A 19,554-nucleotide genomic window follows, 5' to 3' on the forward strand; every position below is an offset into this window, starting at 1 on the left:
AAAAGCATCCGGTCAAGAAAAAACATTGTTAATCAACAATTTTAAAGAGCTAAAATCTTTAGCTGAGTCTATAATAGAAAAAATAGTAAAACATCAAGGATTTAATCCTAACATTATGGATCAATTGAATTCTAATGCAATAGCATGGTTCGGTGAATTTGGAGCCGAATTCTTAGAAAAATGCATAAAAAATACGCATACAAAACCTGATGTAAATTTCTATGATAAGAGTGGTAAAACACCACTTGATTGGTATAGCGATTATAACACTACTAAAATCGTAGAAACTTTAATAAAAAATGGCGGCAATGTAAATCTTCAGTGTACTCAAGATGCAGCTACTCCTAGCCATAGATTATTTTTAAATAATTCAAAAGTTAATGCTAACAACCCAAAACTTCCAACTCTAAAAGCATTATTAAATAAAGAAAACAAGCCGCCGTTTTATCCAAGTATCAAGATGGTGGATATTAGGTCAGGCAGTAGAAGAGTTTAATCTTTATGAATAAAAATGAGTCTTGTATGTCATTCCTAGCTAAAAGCGGCCTTATTGCATGGCTCGTTTATGTCATGCCCGCAGAAGCAGGAATTCAGCATAAAGCGAGATAAAGCAAGCTTTAAAAAAATCTTTTAAAAAGTTTTGAAGTACTGGATTCCCGTCTACGCGGGAATGACATCGCGTCTTATGACACCCATGTGTATTCGTAGGAATGATATACTTTTTTAACTCCACAAAAATATTGTTTGTTTCTTTTTTTATCTTTATTATTATTTGCATAGAAAATCCCTATAACTTAACTCTATGCCAAATATAGATCTCCTTATTTTTATTAGCTTTTTAGCGATTAATTTGCTAGTTGGACTTCTAAATATCAAAAATATAAAAAATATTCGCGAATATGCGATAGGAACAAGGAATTTTTCTACAGGTACAATAGTCGCAACTCTTATTGCTACTTGGATCGGTACCCAGAAAAAATAATACTGGATCCCCGTTTTCACGGGGATGACAATAAAATTCTATTGCTTGAAGACGTTAATGAAAAAGCCTATGCCGTGCATCGTAACCTAGTTCAATTAAAAAATACCGGTATATTTGAATGCATAAAGGCAATAATCTTTGGTGATTTTACTAAAGGGGATGAGTTTGTAGAACAAGCTATAAAAAGTTTTTGTTTAAATCATATTCAAAATATTGGAACTTATAAAGCAGCAGGAATAGGGCATGGAGAAGTAAATCATCCGGTTATTATGAATCATGAAGTAATTATAAACAGTAATGTTTTAAGTTTTACTAGCCCTTTTGAAATAGTAGAAAACAAATGACAAATTCTATCAGAATAGGTACAAGAAAAAGTCCACTTGCTTTAATACACACTAATTTAGTTATTCAGCAAATCAAACAATTTTTTCCTGATATTAATTGTGAAATAGTGCCGATTATTACTAGCGGGGATTTAATCCAAAATAAACCATTATACGATATAGGCGGTAAAGCTTTATTTTTAAAGGAAATAGAGCAAGCCTTGCTTGATAAAAAAATTGACTTAGCTGTTCATTCTTTAAAAGATGTACCGGGTAGAATACCTGAACCGCTAGTAATAGCTGCTGTTTTAGAGCGTGAAGACCCCAGAGATGTTTTTGTTTGTCTAAAATATAAATCTATAGAAGAGCTGCCGCAAAATGCCGTAATAGGTAGCTCGGCAGTACGAAGAAAAGCATTTATCCAAAAAATAAGACCGGATTTAAAGGTAACGGTTTTTAGAGGGAATGTTGATTCAAGAATAAAAAAGCTAATGACCGGCGAAGTTGACGCAACAATTTTAGCATATACAGGTCTTAAAAGGTTAGAGGCGTTTAATCCGGAGTATTGCCATTTGATAGAGTATTCACAGATGTTACCGTGTATAGGGCAGGGAGTCATTGCAGTTGAGATTAGAAAAGACGATAATGCTATGCTTGAGATATGCAACCAAATTAATCATCTTCCCACTTTTGAACTAATAAAACCCGAAAGAGCATTTTTAGAGTATCTAGATGCTAATTGCCGCACCCCGATTGCTGCTTATTCACAATATCTAGATGCAGATCCTAGACATCTTTCCAAACTCGCTTATAGGGAGGCATTTGAAGGAAACACGGAAGCACTTGCCACTGCAGTGTACAAAAGCGATCGCACAGATGCGAGTACCGGATTGACGTACAAATTACCCCTAGAAGTAGAGTTTGGGAAGATGTCTAATATACAAACCGATTTTATGCTCGGTAACCTTGACGGCAGTAAAATAACTTTCCATACCGAAACTACCAATATAAAAACTTCAACAGAAGCAGGCATAAAAGCCGCTAAAATGATGTTGGAAGCTATCTGTAAATAAATTTTAATCGATAATTTAATTCTTTTTTGCTGCAAATTATAAGATTTTTTTGAAATATGAATAACATCCTATCAAAAATCTTATCAATTTTTGCTAAAAAAGCTCTTTACTTGCTAATTACAATTTATTTACAGATAACCTCTTAAATCAACTAGACAAATATATATTTAGGGAATATATTCCTAAAATATCCATCTAAATTTGCAAGATATTATCATGACAATACAAAGATTTTTAGACTTAGAATTACCAAAAGGACAGTCCTGTTTTTTGTGGGGAGCACGTAAAACTGGTAAGTCAACATATCTGAAACAACGTTTTCCGGATAGTTTATATTATAGATTTATTACAAGCGGATATCTATAAAGTTTACTTTCAAAATCCTGAACGTTTAAGAGAAGAACTTAAGTCAAAAGACGACATCTCAACTATTATTATTGATGAGGTGCAAAAAATTCCCTTACTGTTAGATGAGGTTCATTATTTAATAGAATCTAATAAATCTTTACAATTTATCCTTTGCGGCTCCAGTGCTAGGCGCTTAAAATCAACAGGTAGCAATTTACTTGGCGGAAGAGCTTGGAGATATATGTTTTTGCCGCTATGCTATTCTGAGATAAAAGAGCTTGATTGGCATAAAATTTTTAATCATGGACTAATACCTGATCATTATATTGCATCAAAAAAGATTCATAAATATCTTGCGTCCTATTTATATGACTATATTTTACCTGAAGTACAGTTTGAAGCAAATTTAAGAAAACGCGAAGCATTTGCAAGGTTTCTAGAGATTATAGGCATTTCAAACGGTGAGATGATAAATTATAGTAATATAGCAAGAGATTGCGGTGTTGATGCAAAAACCGTTAGAACATATCTTGAAATATTAGAAGATATGTATTTAGGATATCATCTTTATCCGTATAGATCACGTAGTAAAAGGCAAATTATTACGGAAATGCCTAAATTTTACCTTTTCGATACCGCACTTAGCAATTACCTAAGGAAATATGAATATCAGGAAATGACAGGGTTTGATGCTGGTAAATCTTTTGAGCATTATGTATTCTTAGAATTAATAGCTTATAAATATTTAAACGACAAAAGAGATGAGTTATTTTATTGGCGTACTAAAGAAGGATATGAGGTTGATTTTATATTTCAAAATAATGCATTTGAAGTTAAAATTGCTTCTTCTATACAAAAAAATCATTTAAAAGATCTATTAGAATTTAGTAAAGATAGTGATTTTAAATTACATGTTATATCTTTTGAAAAAACAAAACGTATAATTAATTTAGAAAATAAAAAAATTACCATTTGGCCTATTCAAGAATTTTTAGATACTCTTTGGAATAATGAAATATGGCGATAAAATAATTAATAAATTTTTTCTTAAATTTTAATTTAAAACTAAACTGTATGGTTTATTACCCATATGAATATATGGACATTTAGTATAGAGCTAAGTATTATTAAATTAATCGATTAAAGGCTAAAAATGCATTCTTCTTTTGAATGGGGTGAAGAAAAAAATAAAATTAATATTGGTAAGCATAACGTAAGCTTTTATGAAGCTCAAAAAGCTTTTCTAGATATCAAAAGGATAATCCTTCAAGATGTAGACCATAGTATTACAGAAAAAAGATATTTTTGTTTAGGTAAAGTTGATGGTAATATTTTAACAGTCCGTTTTATGTTCCGATATAATCACATAAGAATTTTTGGAGCAGGATACTGGCGTAAAGGTAAGAGAATTTATGAGCACGAGAATAAAATACACTGATGGGGAAATAGGGGAAGTAACAATAGTAAAAGATTTCTTACCACACCCTAGAGAACTTTTATTAAAAGATGATTCAGTAAAAGTAACCATTTCTTTAAGTAAAGAGAGCGTAGAATTTTTTAAATCAGAAGCAGCAACTGCACATGTTCCTTATCAAAAAATGATTAGGATTTTACTAGATCAATATACTAAGCACTATAAAGACAATAAAAGGGCATAATACTATAAACTGAGCTGGCGGATAGGGTGGGATTCGAACCCACGGTACGGTTGCCCGTACGCCAGTTTTCAAGACTAGTGCCTTAAACCACTCGGCCACCTATCCAAGAAGATTCATACCAAATAATCTTATATATTTCAAGGACAATCTTGCAATATATGAATTTAAATTACAAATCCGAATTGTTCTTTCACTTCATTAACCGTTTCAGAAGCTCTAATTCTTGCTTTTTCTGCTCCTTTGTGCAGTATTTTTAATAAATATTCTTTATCATTCATTAATTCTAAATATTTATCACGTATCGGTTGTAGATTTGTAATAATAATTTCTGCCAAATCTTCTTTAAATTTTGCGAAACCTTGGTTTTGATAATTACCGATTATTTTTTCCAAGCTTTCTTCGGATAAACTGCTATAAATATCTAATAAATTACTAATTTCCGGTCTTGTTTCTTGATCATAGCTAACAAAACTTAAATGATCGGTTTTAGCTTTTTTTATTTTTTGATGAATAAGATCGTTATCGTCTTTTAAATTGATACGGGAAAAATCCGAAATATCAGATTTACTCATTTTCTTTAATCCATCCCGTAAGCTCATGATTTTTGTGCCTGTTTCACTAATTAAAACCTCAGGAACTTTTAGAATTTCTTTGTTAAATTTTCTATTTATTACCCCTGCAATATCTCTTGTTAGCTCTAAATGCTGCTTCTGATCCTCACCTACAGGCACTATATCGGCTTTATATATTAAGATATCTGCTGCCATAAGTACCGGATAGGAAAATAACCCAAGATAAGCCTTTTCTTTATCGCTACCTGCTTTATCTTTAAATTGCGTCATGCGCTTTAACCATCCAAGCGGTATAACGCAATTTAGTAGCCAAGCAAGTTCAGTATGCTCTTTCACCATACTTTGGGCAAAAATCGTTACTTTGTCGGGGTTAAGCCCTGCTGCTAAATAAACAGCAAGCACCTCCATAATTGAATTGTTAAGTTCTGATGGCTTAATATCAACCGTGATAGCATGCAAATCTGCTAAGAAGAAAAAACAATTATATTCTTCCTGCATTTTAACCCAGTTTTTAATTGCACCAAGATAGTTACCGAGATGTAAAGAACCGGTTGCTTGCACACCGGAAAGAACAGTTTTTTTCATTTAATACCTTTTTATTTTATTCATTGTAAAATTATGTTATAAATACCATTTTAATTATATAATTATCTTAATAATTATGCTGTGGCGTTTAAGAATTTTATCATTTTACGGATTATTATCGTTATTTACATTTATTTTTTTTCTTATATGTTACATACCCGTAACATTTTTCAATGTCAACTATCAAATAAGATATAGAATTGCCATTATCTTTTCTTATACTTTTGTGTGGCTTGCAAAAATTTGTTGCGGTTTAAAATATGAAGTAGAGGGGCTTGAGAAATTACCGAAGACTACTTCAATAGTCGTGTCTAATCACCAATCCTTTTGGGATCAAATGTTTATGCAACTGATTATTCCTAAACATTCTTGGGTATTAAAGCGTGAATTATTTAATATACCCCTGCTTGGTTGGGGACTTCGGATGGTTAAACCTATTGCGGTTGACCGTGGTACTAATAGCTCGGTTGCTCAGATTTTAAGAGAAGGTCAGGAAAAAATAAAAGAAGGATTATGGTTAATAATATTTCCGGAATCAACTAAAATTCCGCCTGATAGAACGGTAAAATTTAAACCAAGTGCCGTAAAGCTTGCTTCAATTACTAAAGTTCCAATTGTGATGATGGCTCACAATGCCGGTTTATTTTGGCCTAGAGGTTTTTGGTTTAAGCAACCTGGAACTATAAAGATAAAGATTATAGGTGTAATAGAAAAAGAAGAAATAGAGCAAACAGACGTACGTATACTTAATGACAAGGTTGAGCAAATTATTAACAGTGAAAAGCAAAAATTATTAAATTAATATTAGGTTTTAAAAATAATTAGTATTATCATAAAATTACAACTTAGTTCTTATGGAGGTATTTATGGTAAGTACAGCACCGTTAAAATTAATTGCGGTTATCGATAGTAAGCAAATGATGCTTTACGACGCTCAAGGAGTTAAAATTACTACTAATACACCTTTAAAATTATCTTTGGATTTAGAGGAGCATCACCACCATAGAGAAAAAAGACAAAGCCTTTACCAAAATAAATCTACACCGGCTTCGTTGTTTGAGCCGCATACTTCGCTAAAAGATATAGAACATAAAGAAGCAGCAAGGAGCGTTATTAAACATTTAGAGAAAGTAACTACTGCTGATCAAGCTAAATATAAGGAATTGATTATTGTAGCAGAACCGCAAATGCTTGGATGTGTTAGACAAGAACTTAAAAACAGTCTAAAAAAGATGATTACTAAAGAAATTGCTAAGGATTTAGTGCAACATAGCGTAGATGCAGTGGAACGAACAGTATTTTCTTAGATAATCTTTATATGTCATTCCCGCGCAAGCGGGAATCCAGTAAAACCTATAAAAAACTTGTTTTTTTAGGTTTATTTTGTCAATAATCTGTAATTTTTATACTAGTATTAAGGTAATTTTTCTAGACTCCCGCTTTCGCGGGAATGACATATAAGTCGTACAACAAGGTTTTTAGTCGCTTGCAATGATGATATAAATTAGGTACCTAACTTATTCAACATTTCTTTTGTATTATTTGAGATAGTTAAACCAATTTGCTTATCTGTATCCTCAAAAGTTTTTATAGTCTTTTCATTAGGAATCTTAATATGTGATTTGAAAGGCAAACCGCCGCTATTTATACATTGATTTAGGAATATCCTCATGGCTTCTGACATAGTCATCCCCATTTGCTTAAATATTTCTTCTGCTTCAATTTTTATATCTGCTGAAACACGTAATCTAATATCTACTGTATTCATAATATAGCTCCATTCAGTTATTATTATCCGCTATAGTCAAATGATTTGAATTCACTTACATCGTCTCTCGTCGCTCTCTTATTATCTATAGGCTGCACTTCTCGCTCCTTGTAATTAAATCCAACTGATTTGACTACATTTTAGTATATATGGCGGCATGCGTCAATACAATCATATTTTAATTAAGAATAGTTGCACTAATAAGAAAAAGTGGTAAAATATCATATCGAACAAATTAAATATTATGAATAATTATGCCGCAAATTTATTTTAACGGTCCGGAAGGACGAATTGAAGGAAGATATGCAAAAGCTACCTCGCCTAACGCCCCTATTGCATTAGTTCTTCATCCTCATCCTTTATATGAGGGTAATATGAATAATAAAGTAGTTTATAATGCCTATAAGATTTTAGCAGATAACGGTTATACCGTCTTACGTATTAATTTTAGAGGAGTAGGGGGATCACAAGGTAAATTTGATAACGGAGTCGGTGAAGTGGTTGATGCGGGGGCAGCTCTCGACTGGTTACAGCAGAATAACCCAAATGCTCAGTCTAATCTGATATTAGGATTTTCTTTCGGAGCATGGATAGCTATGCAACTTGTAATGCGACGTCCGGAAATAAATCATTTTATTGCTATTTCGCCGCCGGTTAATACAATTCATAAATATGACTTCTCATTCCTCTCACCTTGTCCTATTCCAGGGTTTATATTACAGGGAGATAATGATAGTATAGTATCGGCAGATGATGTAAAAGACCTAGCAAATAGATTATCTAAGCAACAATCCCATATTAAAGTTGATTATAAAATTATCAATGGAGCTGATCATTTCTTTCGTTATAAAACTGAAGAATTTTCTAAAGCAATAAATGCTTATTTAATAACAATTCAATCTAATTATCATCACCATAATAATAATGTAAATGAAAAAATTAGTAAGAGCCCAAAGAAATTATTTTTATATTAGTTTTTGTTGTGTGGTTCGGCTTATCCGTCATTGCGAGCAAGCGTTGTTGCGTAGGTACCCAAGTCGTCATTGCGAGGAAATTGCGTAGCAATTGACGAAGCAATTCAGTAAAAAATTCTGTAAATCAGAATTTTTTTTATTATTTTTCCGGATTACCACACAGTCTACGGCTACTCGCAATGACGATTTGCTATCCACGTGGGAATGACATAAAAGAATCCATATCACAACGTCTACAATTCTAAATAAGCTTCTATTGCCAAAATTAATATTTCATCTTTTTTAGCATCTAACTCTTGAGTTAATTCTTCGTAAATTTGTCTATCTGATAGAGAAGTAAATTTTTTAAATAGCTGCACTAATTTTAAAGAGGGGATAATATGAAAAGCATCTTTTAATATTTTGATCTTTTTATTAACATTAAGCTTATTATTTAAATTAAAGTAAAATTCTAGTAATTCGTCGTTATAAAAATTTAAATCTACAGCCGTTGCCAAATAATCTATAGCATTAGCCGTATTATTACTTTCTACTTCTTGCTTCGCTGCTAATAAATAATACTCAGCAATTTCTGGCATAGACTCATGTTTATGAAATTTTGCGAGCTTATTCGTTATAAAAATAAATTTCGTCCATAGAGAAAGTCTAGCATAACAACGCATTAAAGTAATTAAATTGTCAATATCAAGTTCATTGAAATTATAAGCCTTTGTTGCGTAATTTTCTGCTTTCTCATACAAAGATTTATCATAATAAAGTTTTGCTAGATTTTTGCTACCGTAAAAAACAAATTCTTTAGATGTAATAAGTTTTTGAAAATAGGAAATTTTTCTATCTACATCCTCTTCAGTTACGGCTAAGATTAAATTATGGAATTCTTGTGAATCTTTTAGATCTTCAGAAGATAAATTTTTGCGAGCAATAGAAGCAGATTTAGCTTTATTATTCATAATATGTTCGGCAAAAGCTAAAATTAAAGCATATCTATCATGATTAATTGTTCGTTTACTAAAAATATTATGTATTTTAGATGGTAAATCGATAATTAATATTAGAAATCTAATGACAATAAAGCAAGAAATTAGTAATAAAAGCCCTAAAATAAGACTAAAGAACAAGGTAGTCTCAATATTATAATCATATAAACTAATAAAAACTTTTGAATCAAAGTTCTCTATAAAAGTAAACCCGAAATAAAGCAGTAAAAAAGTAGCACATATTAATAATAACCTAAACATCTTTATTTACAAACTCCTGCATAAATTTTTCTGAATAAAGGCAATCGATTAGATAGTTTAAGTTCTCTAAAATTAGAGCTTTATCTTGTTCTTTTATCATCATAGCAGAAGGTTTTTTTTCAATTTTGATAAACTTCTCCAGCCACTTATGGTTGGTAGGAAAAACTACTTCCATATTACTTGATTTAGAAAAAAGATAATTATTATATGCTTCTAAGTTATTTAAAATATTCCTTATATCTTGAGGCAGCAGGCGGGATTTTACTATTCTTAGTTCTTTACTATAATCCTTATCTTGCATGAAATTATATACTAATAGATTTACATTTAATAAGTAATTAATATAGTCAAGTGATACCCATCCACCTACCTCGTCACTCGTCGCTCTCCTATTAGTTATAGGCTTCGCTCCTTGTGCCTTGTATCCGAATGAGGCTGAATTGACTACAGTTTCTAATTTTGGTTCTACTAAATTAGTTGGTGCTTCAGGAAACTTTAAAGAACTTACGTAATTTAAAAGCGACTTGGTAGATAATAGAGGAGCTACTTCCTTTTCTTCCAGGGTAGTATTTTCTTTATTTTCTACTGCTTGATCAGGAATTTGGCTTAAATCCTTATTTTCACTTTTAAACAGTTTTAAAATATCGGATCTATTATGATAAAGAGTAAAAGAAGATAAGACAAATATTACTATTGCTATAAAAAAGATGTTTTTGCTTTTAAATAAACTATCGAATTTGTGCATTTTCAGATAATAACTTGATTATATCGTTAAGATTTTGATCATCACAATAAACCACATTTTTTATAAAAGGTCTAACTATATTTGCGACTTTCAAACTTATGGCTACAACTAAACTATCTTGTAAGTACTCTAGTAAATTATTTTGAAGTAATAATTTTACTAAAGTCCTAGCACTATTTTGAGAATAAAGTAATATAAAATCAATATTATTTTTAAATTCTTTTATAATAGATACGGACAGCTCATTCAAATATTCTACATTATAAATGATATGTCTAGCTATTTTGCTAGGTAAATCTTTAGTAATTTCATTTGAAGATAAATATATAGTCTGCTCATATAAATCAGGAGGAAAATACTTAATCAAATCTTCCACGTTTTTAGCAGTATACATTACTTTTTTGCCTAATAATTGTTTTGACTTACTACCTACTACCCAAATATCTTGTTTTAAGTTATGACCGGTTAAGATACTTGCCGCATATTTACTAGTTATTATTATATTTGAGTAATTATCTAAAATATCGATATTAAAATCTAGAGTTTTATATTTAATTAAAGGACAATGAATATCACGTAAATCTAAATTATATTTACTTATTTCCTTTATAGTTTCATTATTTTCTTCAATATGTCTAGTTAATAAAACCGATTTCATACAATATTTGTACTCCAATATAAAAAGCAACTGCCCAAATAATAATAGCAGCTATTTTATTAATTACAGTTAAAATCGTACTACTTTTATTTAGCTTTCTGATATTATAACCTGCAACTGCTAAAGCAAAAAACCATATCCAAGATATAAGTATGCAAGTTAAGGTAAATATAATTTTTGCAATACCGCTATACTTTAAAGCACTAATACCTATTACTATAATCGTATCCATAATTGCATGCGGATTTAATATTGACACCGATATAGCAAATAAAATTTGTTTTTTAGCTGAAAAAGTCCCGGAATTCATTGTAAGATCAATAGGCAGCTGATTCCAAGTATTATATCCCATATAAATTAAGAAAATAAATCCAACAATAAATATAGATAATTTTAACCAAGAAATTTCAAGAATTAACAAAGATATCCCAAGAACTGCCATACATATAAGCATAGTATCACATATTGAGGCTGCAATTATGCCTGGGTAAAGCCTTGCTAAACTTTGGCTGTTTTGCTCCTTGATTGAATATAAAAATATTCTGTACTCCGAGCGGCACTATTAAACCGAGAGCTAAAACGATGCCATGTAAAAAAGCACTTAATATATCATTCATTATTGTAATTTGGTTTTTATTTTTAATAATATTAATAAAGACGGAATAGTTATAATAGTAGTAAATAAAAAGAAATTTTGCCAACCGAAATTTACTACCATATAGCCTGAAATTATAGGAAAAATTGAGCGCGAAACCCCCATCATCGATGAAAGAAAAGAATATTGAGTAGCTCGAAATTTACCTTGACAGAGTGAAGAAATAAAAGCGATATAAGCAGTCATCGTCATACCGCCGGTAATACTTGCTATTCCTATCGTAATAAATAATAATAAAGAATTTTTACCGTTTATTTCAAGAAAAATAAATAAAATATGTCCTAAAGCATGAATAATACCAAATAAAAATATACTATTTAATATATTTTTATGTTTCATAATAACACCGCCGACAAGTCCACCGATTATAGCTCCTACAACTCCACAAAACTTTCCAACGCTTGCTATTTCAAAAGCATCATACTCAAGATGAAGCAAAAACGGATTAATCATAACATTAATTAAGTTATCCGGTAACCTATATAATACTAGGAAAATTAATATAAGAATAATGAAATAAACAGAACCTATAGGTTTTAACGCATTATATATAAAATTTATTATGTTTTTTTTATTTTGATTATTTTTTATATCATTCTTGATTATCTGTATATGTATGTTCTCGTTTAAATAACAATACTTAATTCCTACAATCAATAAAATTAAATAAATAAATACTAAACCGGCAAAGATTTTATATATTTCATTAAATGTTAAATAAATAGATAAATAAATAGCTCCGGAACCGGCTAAAAGCATACCGACCCGATAACCGAATATATATATTCCTGAAGTAAACCCAAGCGATTCTTTAGGTACTATTTCCGTTCTTAAAGCACTTAATATAGTATCTTGTGCAGCACTAAAAAAAGAAATAATTAAAGCCGTGAAAGTAAATAATAATAGATTAGTACTAGGATCTAGAAAGCTGAAAATATATATAAGAAATATCAATGCACTACTAGTTAAGCAAATCCAAGATAACCTATGACCGAATATTTTGTTTAAATATTTAATTTGCACTGCATCAAAAATCGGTGCTAACAAGAAATTAATAGAGTAGGGAAGCGTTATGAATGATAATATACCGATTGTTTGCAGTGCTATATCTTCTTTAGCAAGCCAATAATTTAAAGTATTACCGGTAATCATTAGATTAAAACCGCTAATAAGCCCAAACAACCAAATAATACATAAACGAGAGTTATTTAACATGAATTTATATACTTCGAGTAAATGAAGAATTGATAGACGAAGATCAACTTCAAAAAGAGCAAGGAGTGTCTATAAGGCGAGGAGCGGAGCATATACTTAATACGTGAGCACCGCAGAGTTTATGAGACAAAGTAGCCAATTTTTGAAGTTCATCGAGTATATATGCCTTTAGCTCTAAATTCCTATAGACTTAATATGCAAAAATGTGAGTATTCTGTTTATTTGCGGCATGTAATGTAATCATGTTATTTTAATTTCTCAATATCTTTCTTATCTAATTTTGTTATTTTCATAATAGCTTCTAAAGAAAGTCCTTCTTTTCTTCATTTCTTTAGCCATAGTAATTTTCCCTTTTTTCTACCTTCTTCAATACCTTCTTGTTTCCAGATATGGGCTACGCTATTTATAAGGTTTCCTCCTAATGCAGGGTTTAAATGCGATTTAAGCATTTTTTCTATTTCTATTTTATCATTTTCCCTAATCTTATTCAAGGTGTAGGACAAAATTAGCTCTATATAATCTATACCGATATTAACTTTAATAAATTCTGATAAAAGATCAGCTACTTCTTGCCATCTCTTTAATAAATCTAGTTCGTGGATATGTTTTTAAAAAAAACTACAAGATTCCAGACCAAGCTTTTTCTTTTAATTTTTCATCAGAAATATTTTAAACATTAATTAACTGATAATCATTAATCCATGTATTTTTTACAAGTTCACTGTTTTCAAATAACTCCCATAGATTAGTAGGTGCATTATAGTTTTGTACACCATTGTAGAACACACAAGGGTACACAAAAGGAAATTTTTTATTTCCTATCGCTTTCCTATGATATTCAGCAATTTTTAACATATATTTAAACAAACGAAAAGCCATATACGGATCAGGAGCGCTGTGGTTTTCCAAAAGTAAAAATAAATATCCATTTTCATTATTAAATTTAGCGGAAAATAAAATATCTACTATAGATTTCTTTAGGCTACGCTCTACAAAACTATCTTTTTTCCATTCTAAGAGCTTCAAAAGAAAGTAAAGTTTTGATATGTGGCGGTAGGTAGGTTTCAAAGAACTCTTGAGTAACTATAGGGTTTTCAAATGCAGCTCTTATAACCTTAAACATAAATGTTATTTTTTGACAAAAAACATTATATAAGGTTCTTTATTAGAGTATATAAATAACTAATAAATTTTTTATCGCTATTTGTAATAATTACTGCTCTTTTGTTATTAATTGTTAAAATCCATGCATTAATTTTTTATAATATGTAAATGTCTCGTACGAATTTAATACTATCTTTTTTTATTTTTCTAGCAGTAATAATTACAGCAACTTTTTTCATAAGTAATTACAGAATGTATAAACTACAGGTTGTATTATAGATATTGGGAATTATAGTTATAAAAAGTTCTATAGTACCATACGTGAAGATCAATTAAATTTTGATCTAGCACTTGAGCAATTAGAAGATAGCAAATCTTTAAACTCAAAAGATAAAGCAAGGTTAGAAAAAATTTGCTCTTTTCAAGTAGAAGACGGAATGGTGCGTTTGGAGGTAGCAAAGGGTTATGATTGCTTACTACGTCTTTATCTAGATAAAAAGGCTACTTTAGTTCAACAATATAAAGCGATTAAAAACGGTAGTTATGGTTTAGATACTTTAATTTAGCTAAACTCATTATTTTAGGTCACGAAGGAAAAGTAAAAGAAATATTAGAAATAAAAAATGATGATGATTTCCTAAAATATTATAGCGGTTATACAACGGATGAGATTCCTTTTTTAAACAGTTTACTCTCTTAATATACTGGAACTTACTGCTAGATGATGACATATTGTAGTCATAAAATGACAAAAGAATGTAAGAGAAATATAGCTCATTCTTATAAAAATAGCGGGGTAGTATTTTTAAACTTAAAAAATATGCAAGAAAAGCAAGATAAAAATATGCTTTTAGAAACTCTACAAAATTCAAAATGTGATTTTTCTTTTCCTGACCAAAATTTATTAAATGTTGCATTTCAGCATTATATTTATCCCTTATCGATATTTTTCTTATTTCATTTTGCACTATGCAGGACCTAAGCCATGGACTACCGATAAGCAGGAATTATGGAAAACAAATCAGGACAAATTAGATAAGATCACAAAATATTACTGGCGATATAGAGAAATAACACCTTGGAGTAGTATAAATTAATTATTTTAATTGACTTTAGCACTTAAGAGATTTAAAAGTTAACTTTAATATGTAAGGTTACAATAAAAATGTTACCGCCTAAAATTTTCTTTGAAAAAGTTAAAGAAATAATGTGGCCTATAGAAAGGAAAGAATTAAAGCTATTTATACCTATGGCTTTAATGATGTTATGTATCCTTTTTAATTTTGGGGCTTTAAGATCTATCAAAGATAGTTTAGTAGTACCCTCTATGGGAGCTGAAATTATTAGCTTCTTAAAATTATGGTTAGTATTACCCTCGTGCGTAATTTTTACCGTACTTTATGTCAAGTTTAGTAATAAATTAAATTTTGAATATATTTTCTACATTATAGTCGGCAGTTTTTTACTATTTTTCTTATTATTTACCTATATTATTTATCCAAATCAAGATATTTATCATCCTAATGATGAAATGATAAATAACTTAATTGCTTCATACCCTAATTTTAAATGGTTTATTAAAATAGGTAGTCAATGGAGTTATGCACTAATGTATATTTTCGCGGAATTATGGAGTGCAGTAGTCATAAACTTAATGTTTTGGCAGTTTGCCAATCACATTTTTGATACTTCTAAAGCTAAAAGATTCTATCCTGTTCTTGGAATGGTAGGTAATATCGGTCTTATAATAGCAGGCAGCGTACTTGTCTTTTTCTCAAGCGGGCAGGACGTCATTGATTCAGAATTATTACCGGATTCTTTTAATTCATCTGCCGGAAATGCTATAATGCTTCAGCCAATCATGTCAATTATTGTTACTGCAGGAATAATTGCTATGCTTCTATTTAGAATAATAAATAGATTTATTTTAACAGATTCCATAAATGTTTTAGATACAAAAAAAGTTACAGCTAAAATGAAAACAAAACTTTCGGTAATTGAAAGTATCAAATTAGTAATTCACTCAAAATATATAGGTCGTATTGCCTTATTAATAATCTGTTATGGATTATTAATAAATATAGTTGAAGGACCTTGGAAAGCAAAAATAAAAGAATTACATCCAAACACTATAGACTATGTTAACTTTATGGGCAGGTTTAATATTTGGATGGGGATATCATGCGTTACTTTCATGATAATAGGTAGTAATATTCTTAGAAGACTCGGTTGGCTCATTTCTGCATTATTAACTCCTATTATGTTGTCTATTACCGGCTTGATGTTTTTTATCTTTATAATTTTTATTGAAGAAATAGGAGCATGTTTCGGTGATTTGCATCTTCTATATGCAGCGATTATTGTTGGAGCAATTCAGAACATACTGAGTAAATCGTCCAAATATTCATTATTCGATTCAACAAAAGAAATGGCGTATATTCCTTTATCTTTAGAGCTTAGAACTAAGGGAAAAGCTGCCGTAGAGGTAATAGGTACTAAATTCGGTAAATCGCTTGGAGCATTTATACAGTCTTTGATATTTATTATTATTCCGACTGCTACCTTTGATTCTATTATAATATATTTATTAGTAACTTTTATAGTTATGATGAGTTTATGGATTTGGAACGTTATAAAATTGAATAAGGAATATATAGAGCTGTGTAAGTAAACGTCATTGCGAACGGGCATTGTTGCGTGGACACCACCCAGTCATTGCGAGTAGTCGTAGACTACGTGACAATCTCATGAAACAATAACAAATTCCTGAGATTGCTTAGTCAAAATTTTCAATTTTTCCTTGCAATGACGAAAAAACTTATCCTGAACGACGTAATACAACAACAGAAAATCACACTATAATACCGATTTAAAGATGAAAAAAATTCTTAAAATAATATTATTTATAACTATCTTTATTATACTCGCATATAGTGGGCTGTGGTTTACTATTATGTTCTCTTTATCACACTCTATAAATCAAAAATATGCCGGTACCAACCTTAATATAGAAGAGGCTGATAATAATCCTAATCAGCAATATCTTATTAAGTTTTCTAAAGTTCAGCCATATGGTTTTCCTTTCAAATTAGGTATTTCAGTAATTAATTGGCAAGAAGAGAGTATTAATAGAGCAACTGAATTTACCACACCGATAAATATCGGTTATGATTTACTTAAGCAGAAATTATTTATACATTTTTCCGGAGACGCATTCGGAAAATTTAAACCGGTTCAAAGAGGCTTTGGAGTAAGATTTTATAATGAGAACTGTATATTATCAACAAAAATACCGTTAAATTTTAAATTATTTGAAATAGTACGATTTAAAAAAGATTTATTTGAAGTTATAAATTTAATAGAAAATATTAAATTTACTTCCGGTAAAACAGAAATTTTTGACTTAGTCGATAATCAAAAATTATATGAAGAAGATCATACTATACTTACTATGTTATTTGACAAAAGTAAGTATTATACAAGTAAACAGGATTTCCTTGATAACATACCGCAAAAATTAGAAATTTATTATGAAACCGAAATAGTACAAAGTAACCTTGAAGATAGAATAATACCTGCCGGCTTATTATTATATAGACCCGCTTGGAATAATAATTTCAAATTTTCCGGTAATTTCTTGATTAGTACTAGTAGTGTGCATTTTAAAGATATTGCTAAAGATTTAACAATTAAAGTTACTAATGCAAAAATCAATAGTAATAACTTTGAAAATAATATTAATTTATTATATAAAGGTAAATTAAACGATTTCGGCAATAATAATATTGATCTTTTGGTAGATTCGCAATTTAAGCTAAAACCTGGTTTTATAATAGGTTCATTAGAATTTATAAAGAAATATTACGATAAACAAACCTATTTATTTAAACTTTCTGATAATAAGCTATATAAAGATTTTAATAATGAACTAAGCTATATTTTAAATAATAATAAACAATATAATTTTAGTATTTTTGAAGATAGGGAATATAATTTTAATTTAAATATTAATTTAGTGACTGAATTAAACAAATTAACTAGAGCACAGATAAATGCTTTAAGTCTCTATTCAAACGCATCGGGATTTAATATAATAAATGAAACTATAGTAAATGCTCTTAAAGATTCTTACAGTAAAGGTACGATAGTAATTAATGATTACTCTAGAATAATAGATGTTTTAAGTGCATATATATACGGAGTAGGGGATTTTAAAAATTTTTCGGAAGAGAGTCAGGAAGTATACGGGAATGCTTTGAAATCATTTTTAAAAACTATTTCCGATCACCCAAATTCATCTAATTTAATTGATGCTAGCATTGAGTATGTGTTTGATTTGTCCGATTTAAACAAAGCTAAAATAGGTAATATAGATGATATAAATAAACTTATACCTTTATATTATTTATCTTTATATCAAGCAGCAGTAAAAAAAGTGCAACCCGGTGAAAATGTAAAAGAAAAAATTATGGAGTTAATTCCTAATGTTAATCAAAAAATATTAGAGGAATGTATACTCGATGAACTTCGTTAATCATCATTGCGAACAACTGAAAGGAGCGTGGCAATCTCAGGATTTTGGCACAAGATTGCTGCGTCAAAATTTTCAATTTTTTCTTGCAATGATGGAAAAATTTATAAAAATACCATGAATATTATAGTAAAAATACAGCAAGATTTAAAAGATGAAGTAACTAAGTTAAACAATTTAATCATTAGCTGTTTAAAAAGTGATGAAGAATTAATAGAAAAGGTCGGTAAATATTTACTAGAAGCAGGAGGTAAAAGAATTCGTCCGCTTTTAACTATAATAACTGCTAAAATGTTTGATTATAAAGGCGATAATCATATAAAGCTCGCAAGTGCAGTTGAATTCATTCACACCGCCACATTGCTTCATGATGATGTGGTAGACGACAGCACTTTAAGAAGATTCAAACCTACGGCTAACGTTATTTGGGGCAGTAAAACAAGTATTTTAGTGGGTGATTTCCTCTTTAGTCAGTCTTTTAAGTTAATGGTAGCTTCCGGCTCTATTAAAGCTATGAATATTCTAGCTAAAGCTTCGGCAATTATTTCTGAAGGGGAGGTAGTACAGCTAGTGAAGTTAAATGAACGACGTATTATAACTATAGACGAATATCAGCAAATAGTTAAATCTAAAACCGCCGAACTATTTGGAGCTGCTTGTGCAGTTGGAGCTATTATAGCAGAGCAGGTAGACCATATTTCTAAAGATATACAGGACTTTGGGAAATTACTCGGTACGATATTTCAGGTTATAGATGACTTGCTTGATTATTTGGGTAATGATAAACAGGTAGGCAAAAATATTGGCGATGATTTCTTGGAAGGAAAAGTTACGTTACCGCTGATTTTTTTATATAATAAGTTAGAGCAAGATAAGCAGCTTTGGCTCGAAAATATAATTAAATGTGATAAGCGTACTAAAGATGACTTTGTAAAAATACATGACTTAATGGTAAAGCATGAAATTTACAATGAAACAGTTAATTATTTGAGTAACTTAGAAAATGAAGCAAGTAAGTTATTAAATAAAATTCCGGTTCAAAATATTTATAAAGACTATTTGTTTTCGATTATTAAATTTATTTTGGATCGCTCTTATTAATAGTTATTGCGTGAAGGCATTGTT

At 29.9% G+C, this 19,554-nt stretch carries 18 protein-coding genes, 1 tRNA gene and 5 pseudogenes; 13 read left to right on the forward strand and 11 right to left on the reverse strand.

Features of this window, described 5'->3' with window-relative positions; translation table 11 throughout:
* From RGRA_RS09045 to RGRA_RS11855, 6 genes and pseudogenes are all read left to right on the forward strand, one after another.
* Positions 1 to 496, forward strand: a pseudogene (locus tag RGRA_RS09045) (hypothetical protein); the annotation flags it as partial.
* Between the two features lie 473 nt (positions 497 to 969).
* A pseudogene (locus tag RGRA_RS09050) lies at positions 970 to 1,326 on the forward strand (LD-carboxypeptidase); the annotation flags it as partial.
* Positions 1,323 to 2,378 (forward strand): hydroxymethylbilane synthase, encoded by a 1,056-nt coding sequence (gene hemC / locus RGRA_RS0104945; protein WP_017442874.1) that lies wholly within the window; start codon positions 1,323 to 1,325, stop codon positions 2,376 to 2,378. The pseudogene RGRA_RS09050 and the gene hemC, both read left to right, overlap by 4 nt.
* 358 nt (positions 2,379 to 2,736) lie before the next feature.
* Positions 2,737 to 3,753 (forward strand): ATP-binding protein, encoded by a 1,017-nt coding sequence (locus RGRA_RS14635; RefSeq protein WP_408005781.1) that lies wholly within the window; start codon positions 2,737 to 2,739, stop codon positions 3,751 to 3,753.
* Between the two features lie 126 nt (positions 3,754 to 3,879).
* Positions 3,880 to 4,164, forward strand: coding sequence for a BrnT family toxin (locus RGRA_RS11850; RefSeq protein WP_017442876.1), 285 nt, complete (start codon positions 3,880 to 3,882; stop codon positions 4,162 to 4,164).
* Complete coding sequence (locus RGRA_RS11855) at positions 4,139 to 4,384, forward strand: CopG family transcriptional regulator (protein WP_017442877.1); 246 nt, start codon at positions 4,139 to 4,141, stop codon at positions 4,382 to 4,384. Before RGRA_RS11850 ends, RGRA_RS11855 begins: the two co-directional genes overlap by 26 nt.
* 15 nt (positions 4,385 to 4,399) lie before the next feature.
* On the opposite strand, the gene RGRA_RS0104965 is transcribed toward RGRA_RS11855, so the two are convergent.
* Both RGRA_RS0104965 and trpS read right to left on the reverse strand, forming a co-directional pair.
* Positions 4,400 to 4,489 (reverse strand) — tRNA-Ser (locus RGRA_RS0104965).
* A 59-nt stretch (positions 4,490 to 4,548) separates the two neighbouring features.
* Positions 4,549 to 5,541: a tryptophan--tRNA ligase gene (gene trpS / locus RGRA_RS0104970; protein WP_017442878.1), complete on the reverse strand. Its 993-nt coding sequence runs from the start codon at positions 5,539 to 5,541 to the stop codon at positions 4,549 to 4,551.
* A gap of 76 nt (positions 5,542 to 5,617) precedes the next feature.
* Here trpS and RGRA_RS0104975 point away from each other — a divergent pair, with 76 nt between their 5' ends.
* Both RGRA_RS0104975 and RGRA_RS0104980 read left to right on the forward strand, forming a co-directional pair.
* Positions 5,618 to 6,343, forward strand: a complete 726-nt coding sequence (locus tag RGRA_RS0104975) for a lysophospholipid acyltransferase family protein (protein ID WP_017442879.1) — start codon at positions 5,618 to 5,620, stop codon at positions 6,341 to 6,343.
* A gap of 64 nt (positions 6,344 to 6,407) precedes the next feature.
* Entirely contained in the window at positions 6,408 to 6,848 is a 441-nt protein-coding gene (locus RGRA_RS0104980) for a host attachment protein (RefSeq protein WP_017442880.1), read from the forward strand.
* 197 nt (positions 6,849 to 7,045) lie between these two features.
* Here the strand turns inward: RGRA_RS0104980 and RGRA_RS0104990 are convergent, their stop codons facing one another.
* The gene (locus RGRA_RS0104990) at positions 7,046 to 7,309 is read right to left on the reverse strand and encodes a type II toxin-antitoxin system RelB/DinJ family antitoxin (RefSeq protein ID WP_084520581.1); all 264 of its coding nucleotides are present in this window, start codon (positions 7,307 to 7,309) and stop codon (positions 7,046 to 7,048) included.
* Positions 7,310 to 7,563: 254 nt separating this feature from the next.
* Between RGRA_RS0104990 and RGRA_RS0104995 the strand changes: the two genes are divergently transcribed.
* Positions 7,564 to 8,283, forward strand: coding sequence for an alpha/beta hydrolase (locus tag RGRA_RS0104995; RefSeq protein WP_017442881.1), 720 nt, complete (start codon positions 7,564 to 7,566; stop codon positions 8,281 to 8,283).
* A 233-nt stretch (positions 8,284 to 8,516) separates the two neighbouring features.
* Here the strand turns inward: RGRA_RS0104995 and RGRA_RS0105000 are convergent, their stop codons facing one another.
* The 8 genes and pseudogenes from RGRA_RS0105000 to RGRA_RS13555 all read right to left on the reverse strand — a co-directional run bounded on the left by RGRA_RS0105000 (position 8,517) and on the right by RGRA_RS13555 (position 13,917).
* Entirely contained in the window at positions 8,517 to 9,521 is a 1,005-nt protein-coding gene (locus tag RGRA_RS0105000) for a tetratricopeptide repeat protein (protein WP_017442882.1), read from the reverse strand.
* Entirely contained in the window at positions 9,514 to 10,266 is a 753-nt protein-coding gene (locus RGRA_RS0105005) for a palindromic element RPE2 domain-containing protein (RefSeq protein ID WP_017442883.1), read from the reverse strand. The genes RGRA_RS0105000 and RGRA_RS0105005 overlap by 8 nt, the downstream gene beginning before the upstream one ends.
* The gene (locus tag RGRA_RS0105010) at positions 10,250 to 10,924 is read right to left on the reverse strand and encodes a uroporphyrinogen-III synthase (protein WP_024547326.1); all 675 of its coding nucleotides are present in this window, start codon (positions 10,922 to 10,924) and stop codon (positions 10,250 to 10,252) included. The genes RGRA_RS0105005 and RGRA_RS0105010 overlap by 17 nt, the downstream gene beginning before the upstream one ends.
* Positions 10,902 to 11,544: pseudogene (locus RGRA_RS09060) on the reverse strand (LysE/ArgO family amino acid transporter). Before RGRA_RS09060 ends, RGRA_RS0105010 begins: the two are co-directional and overlap by 23 nt.
* On the reverse strand, positions 11,541 to 12,794 hold the full coding sequence (locus tag RGRA_RS0105020; RefSeq protein WP_017442799.1) for an AmpG family muropeptide MFS transporter: 1,254 nt from the start codon (positions 12,792 to 12,794) through the stop codon (positions 11,541 to 11,543). Before RGRA_RS0105020 ends, RGRA_RS09060 begins: the two are co-directional and overlap by 4 nt.
* Before the next feature lie 245 nt (positions 12,795 to 13,039).
* Positions 13,040 to 13,285, reverse strand: a pseudogene (locus tag RGRA_RS13545) (transposase).
* Positions 13,286 to 13,463: 178 nt separating this feature from the next.
* A complete protein-coding gene (locus RGRA_RS13550; RefSeq protein WP_017442800.1) occupies positions 13,464 to 13,820 on the reverse strand; it encodes an Rpn family recombination-promoting nuclease/putative transposase in 357 nt (118 codons plus the stop codon).
* On the reverse strand, positions 13,792 to 13,917 hold the full coding sequence (locus tag RGRA_RS13555; RefSeq protein ID WP_236609810.1) for an Rpn family recombination-promoting nuclease/putative transposase: 126 nt from the start codon (positions 13,915 to 13,917) through the stop codon (positions 13,792 to 13,794). Before RGRA_RS13555 ends, RGRA_RS13550 begins: the two co-directional genes overlap by 29 nt.
* Before the next feature lie 149 nt (positions 13,918 to 14,066).
* On the opposite strand from RGRA_RS13555, the pseudogene RGRA_RS14360 reads away from it, so the two are divergent.
* The 4 genes and pseudogenes from RGRA_RS14360 to RGRA_RS0105060 all read left to right on the forward strand — a co-directional run bounded on the left by RGRA_RS14360 (position 14,067) and on the right by RGRA_RS0105060 (position 19,530).
* Positions 14,067 to 14,995: pseudogene (locus RGRA_RS14360) on the forward strand (glycosyltransferase).
* A 68-nt stretch (positions 14,996 to 15,063) separates the two neighbouring features.
* The gene (gene tlc3 / locus RGRA_RS0105045) at positions 15,064 to 16,569 is read left to right on the forward strand and encodes a nucleotide exchange transporter Tlc3 (RefSeq protein WP_017442801.1); all 1,506 of its coding nucleotides are present in this window, start codon (positions 15,064 to 15,066) and stop codon (positions 16,567 to 16,569) included.
* 204 nt (positions 16,570 to 16,773) lie between these two features.
* A complete protein-coding gene (locus tag RGRA_RS0105050; RefSeq protein WP_017442802.1) occupies positions 16,774 to 18,432 on the forward strand; it encodes a hypothetical protein in 1,659 nt (552 codons plus the stop codon).
* Positions 18,433 to 18,546: 114 nt separating this feature from the next.
* Positions 18,547 to 19,530, forward strand: a complete 984-nt coding sequence (locus RGRA_RS0105060) for a polyprenyl synthetase family protein (protein WP_017442804.1) — start codon at positions 18,547 to 18,549, stop codon at positions 19,528 to 19,530.
* Positions 19,531 to 19,554 lie beyond the last annotated feature (24 nt).

It is taken from the genome of Rickettsia gravesii BWI-1 (assembly GCF_000485845.1).
GTDB classification, from domain to species: Bacteria; Pseudomonadota; Alphaproteobacteria; order Rickettsiales; family Rickettsiaceae; genus Rickettsia; species Rickettsia rickettsii.

Excerpts from the sequence above, each read along its gene's own strand:
- trpS (WP_017442878.1), bottom strand. The coding sequence starts at position 5,541 with ATGAAAAAAACTGTTCTTTCCGGTGTGCAAGCAACCGGTTCTTTACAT.
- RGRA_RS11855 (WP_017442877.1), top strand. The coding sequence starts at position 4,139 with ATGAGCACGAGAATAAAATACACTGATGGGGAAATAGGGGAAGTAACA.
- RGRA_RS11850 (WP_017442876.1), top strand. The coding sequence starts at position 3,880 with ATGCATTCTTCTTTTGAATGGGGTGAAGAAAAAAATAAAATTAATATT.
- RGRA_RS0105020 (WP_017442799.1), bottom strand. The coding sequence starts at position 12,794 with ATGTTAAATAACTCTCGTTTATGTATTATTTGGTTGTTTGGGCTTATT.
- RGRA_RS13555 (WP_236609810.1), bottom strand. The coding sequence starts at position 13,917 with ATGTTTAAGGTTATAAGAGCTGCATTTGAAAACCCTATAGTTACTCAA.
- RGRA_RS0104980 (WP_017442880.1), top strand. The coding sequence starts at position 6,408 with ATGGTAAGTACAGCACCGTTAAAATTAATTGCGGTTATCGATAGTAAG.
- RGRA_RS0105060 (WP_017442804.1), top strand. The coding sequence starts at position 18,547 with ATGAATATTATAGTAAAAATACAGCAAGATTTAAAAGATGAAGTAACT.
- hemC (WP_017442874.1), top strand. The coding sequence starts at position 1,323 with ATGACAAATTCTATCAGAATAGGTACAAGAAAAAGTCCACTTGCTTTA.
- RGRA_RS0104995 (WP_017442881.1), top strand. The coding sequence starts at position 7,564 with ATGCCGCAAATTTATTTTAACGGTCCGGAAGGACGAATTGAAGGAAGA.
- RGRA_RS0105010 (WP_024547326.1), bottom strand. The coding sequence starts at position 10,924 with ATGAAATCGGTTTTATTAACTAGACATATTGAAGAAAATAATGAAACT.
- RGRA_RS0104990 (WP_084520581.1), bottom strand. The coding sequence starts at position 7,309 with ATGAATACAGTAGATATTAGATTACGTGTTTCAGCAGATATAAAAATT.
- RGRA_RS0104975 (WP_017442879.1), top strand. The coding sequence starts at position 5,618 with ATGCTGTGGCGTTTAAGAATTTTATCATTTTACGGATTATTATCGTTA.
- tlc3 (WP_017442801.1), top strand. The coding sequence starts at position 15,064 with ATGTTACCGCCTAAAATTTTCTTTGAAAAAGTTAAAGAAATAATGTGG.
- RGRA_RS0105000 (WP_017442882.1), bottom strand. The coding sequence starts at position 9,521 with ATGTTTAGGTTATTATTAATATGTGCTACTTTTTTACTGCTTTATTTC.
- RGRA_RS0105050 (WP_017442802.1), top strand. The coding sequence starts at position 16,774 with ATGAAAAAAATTCTTAAAATAATATTATTTATAACTATCTTTATTATA.
- RGRA_RS0105005 (WP_017442883.1), bottom strand. The coding sequence starts at position 10,266 with ATGCACAAATTCGATAGTTTATTTAAAAGCAAAAACATCTTTTTTATA.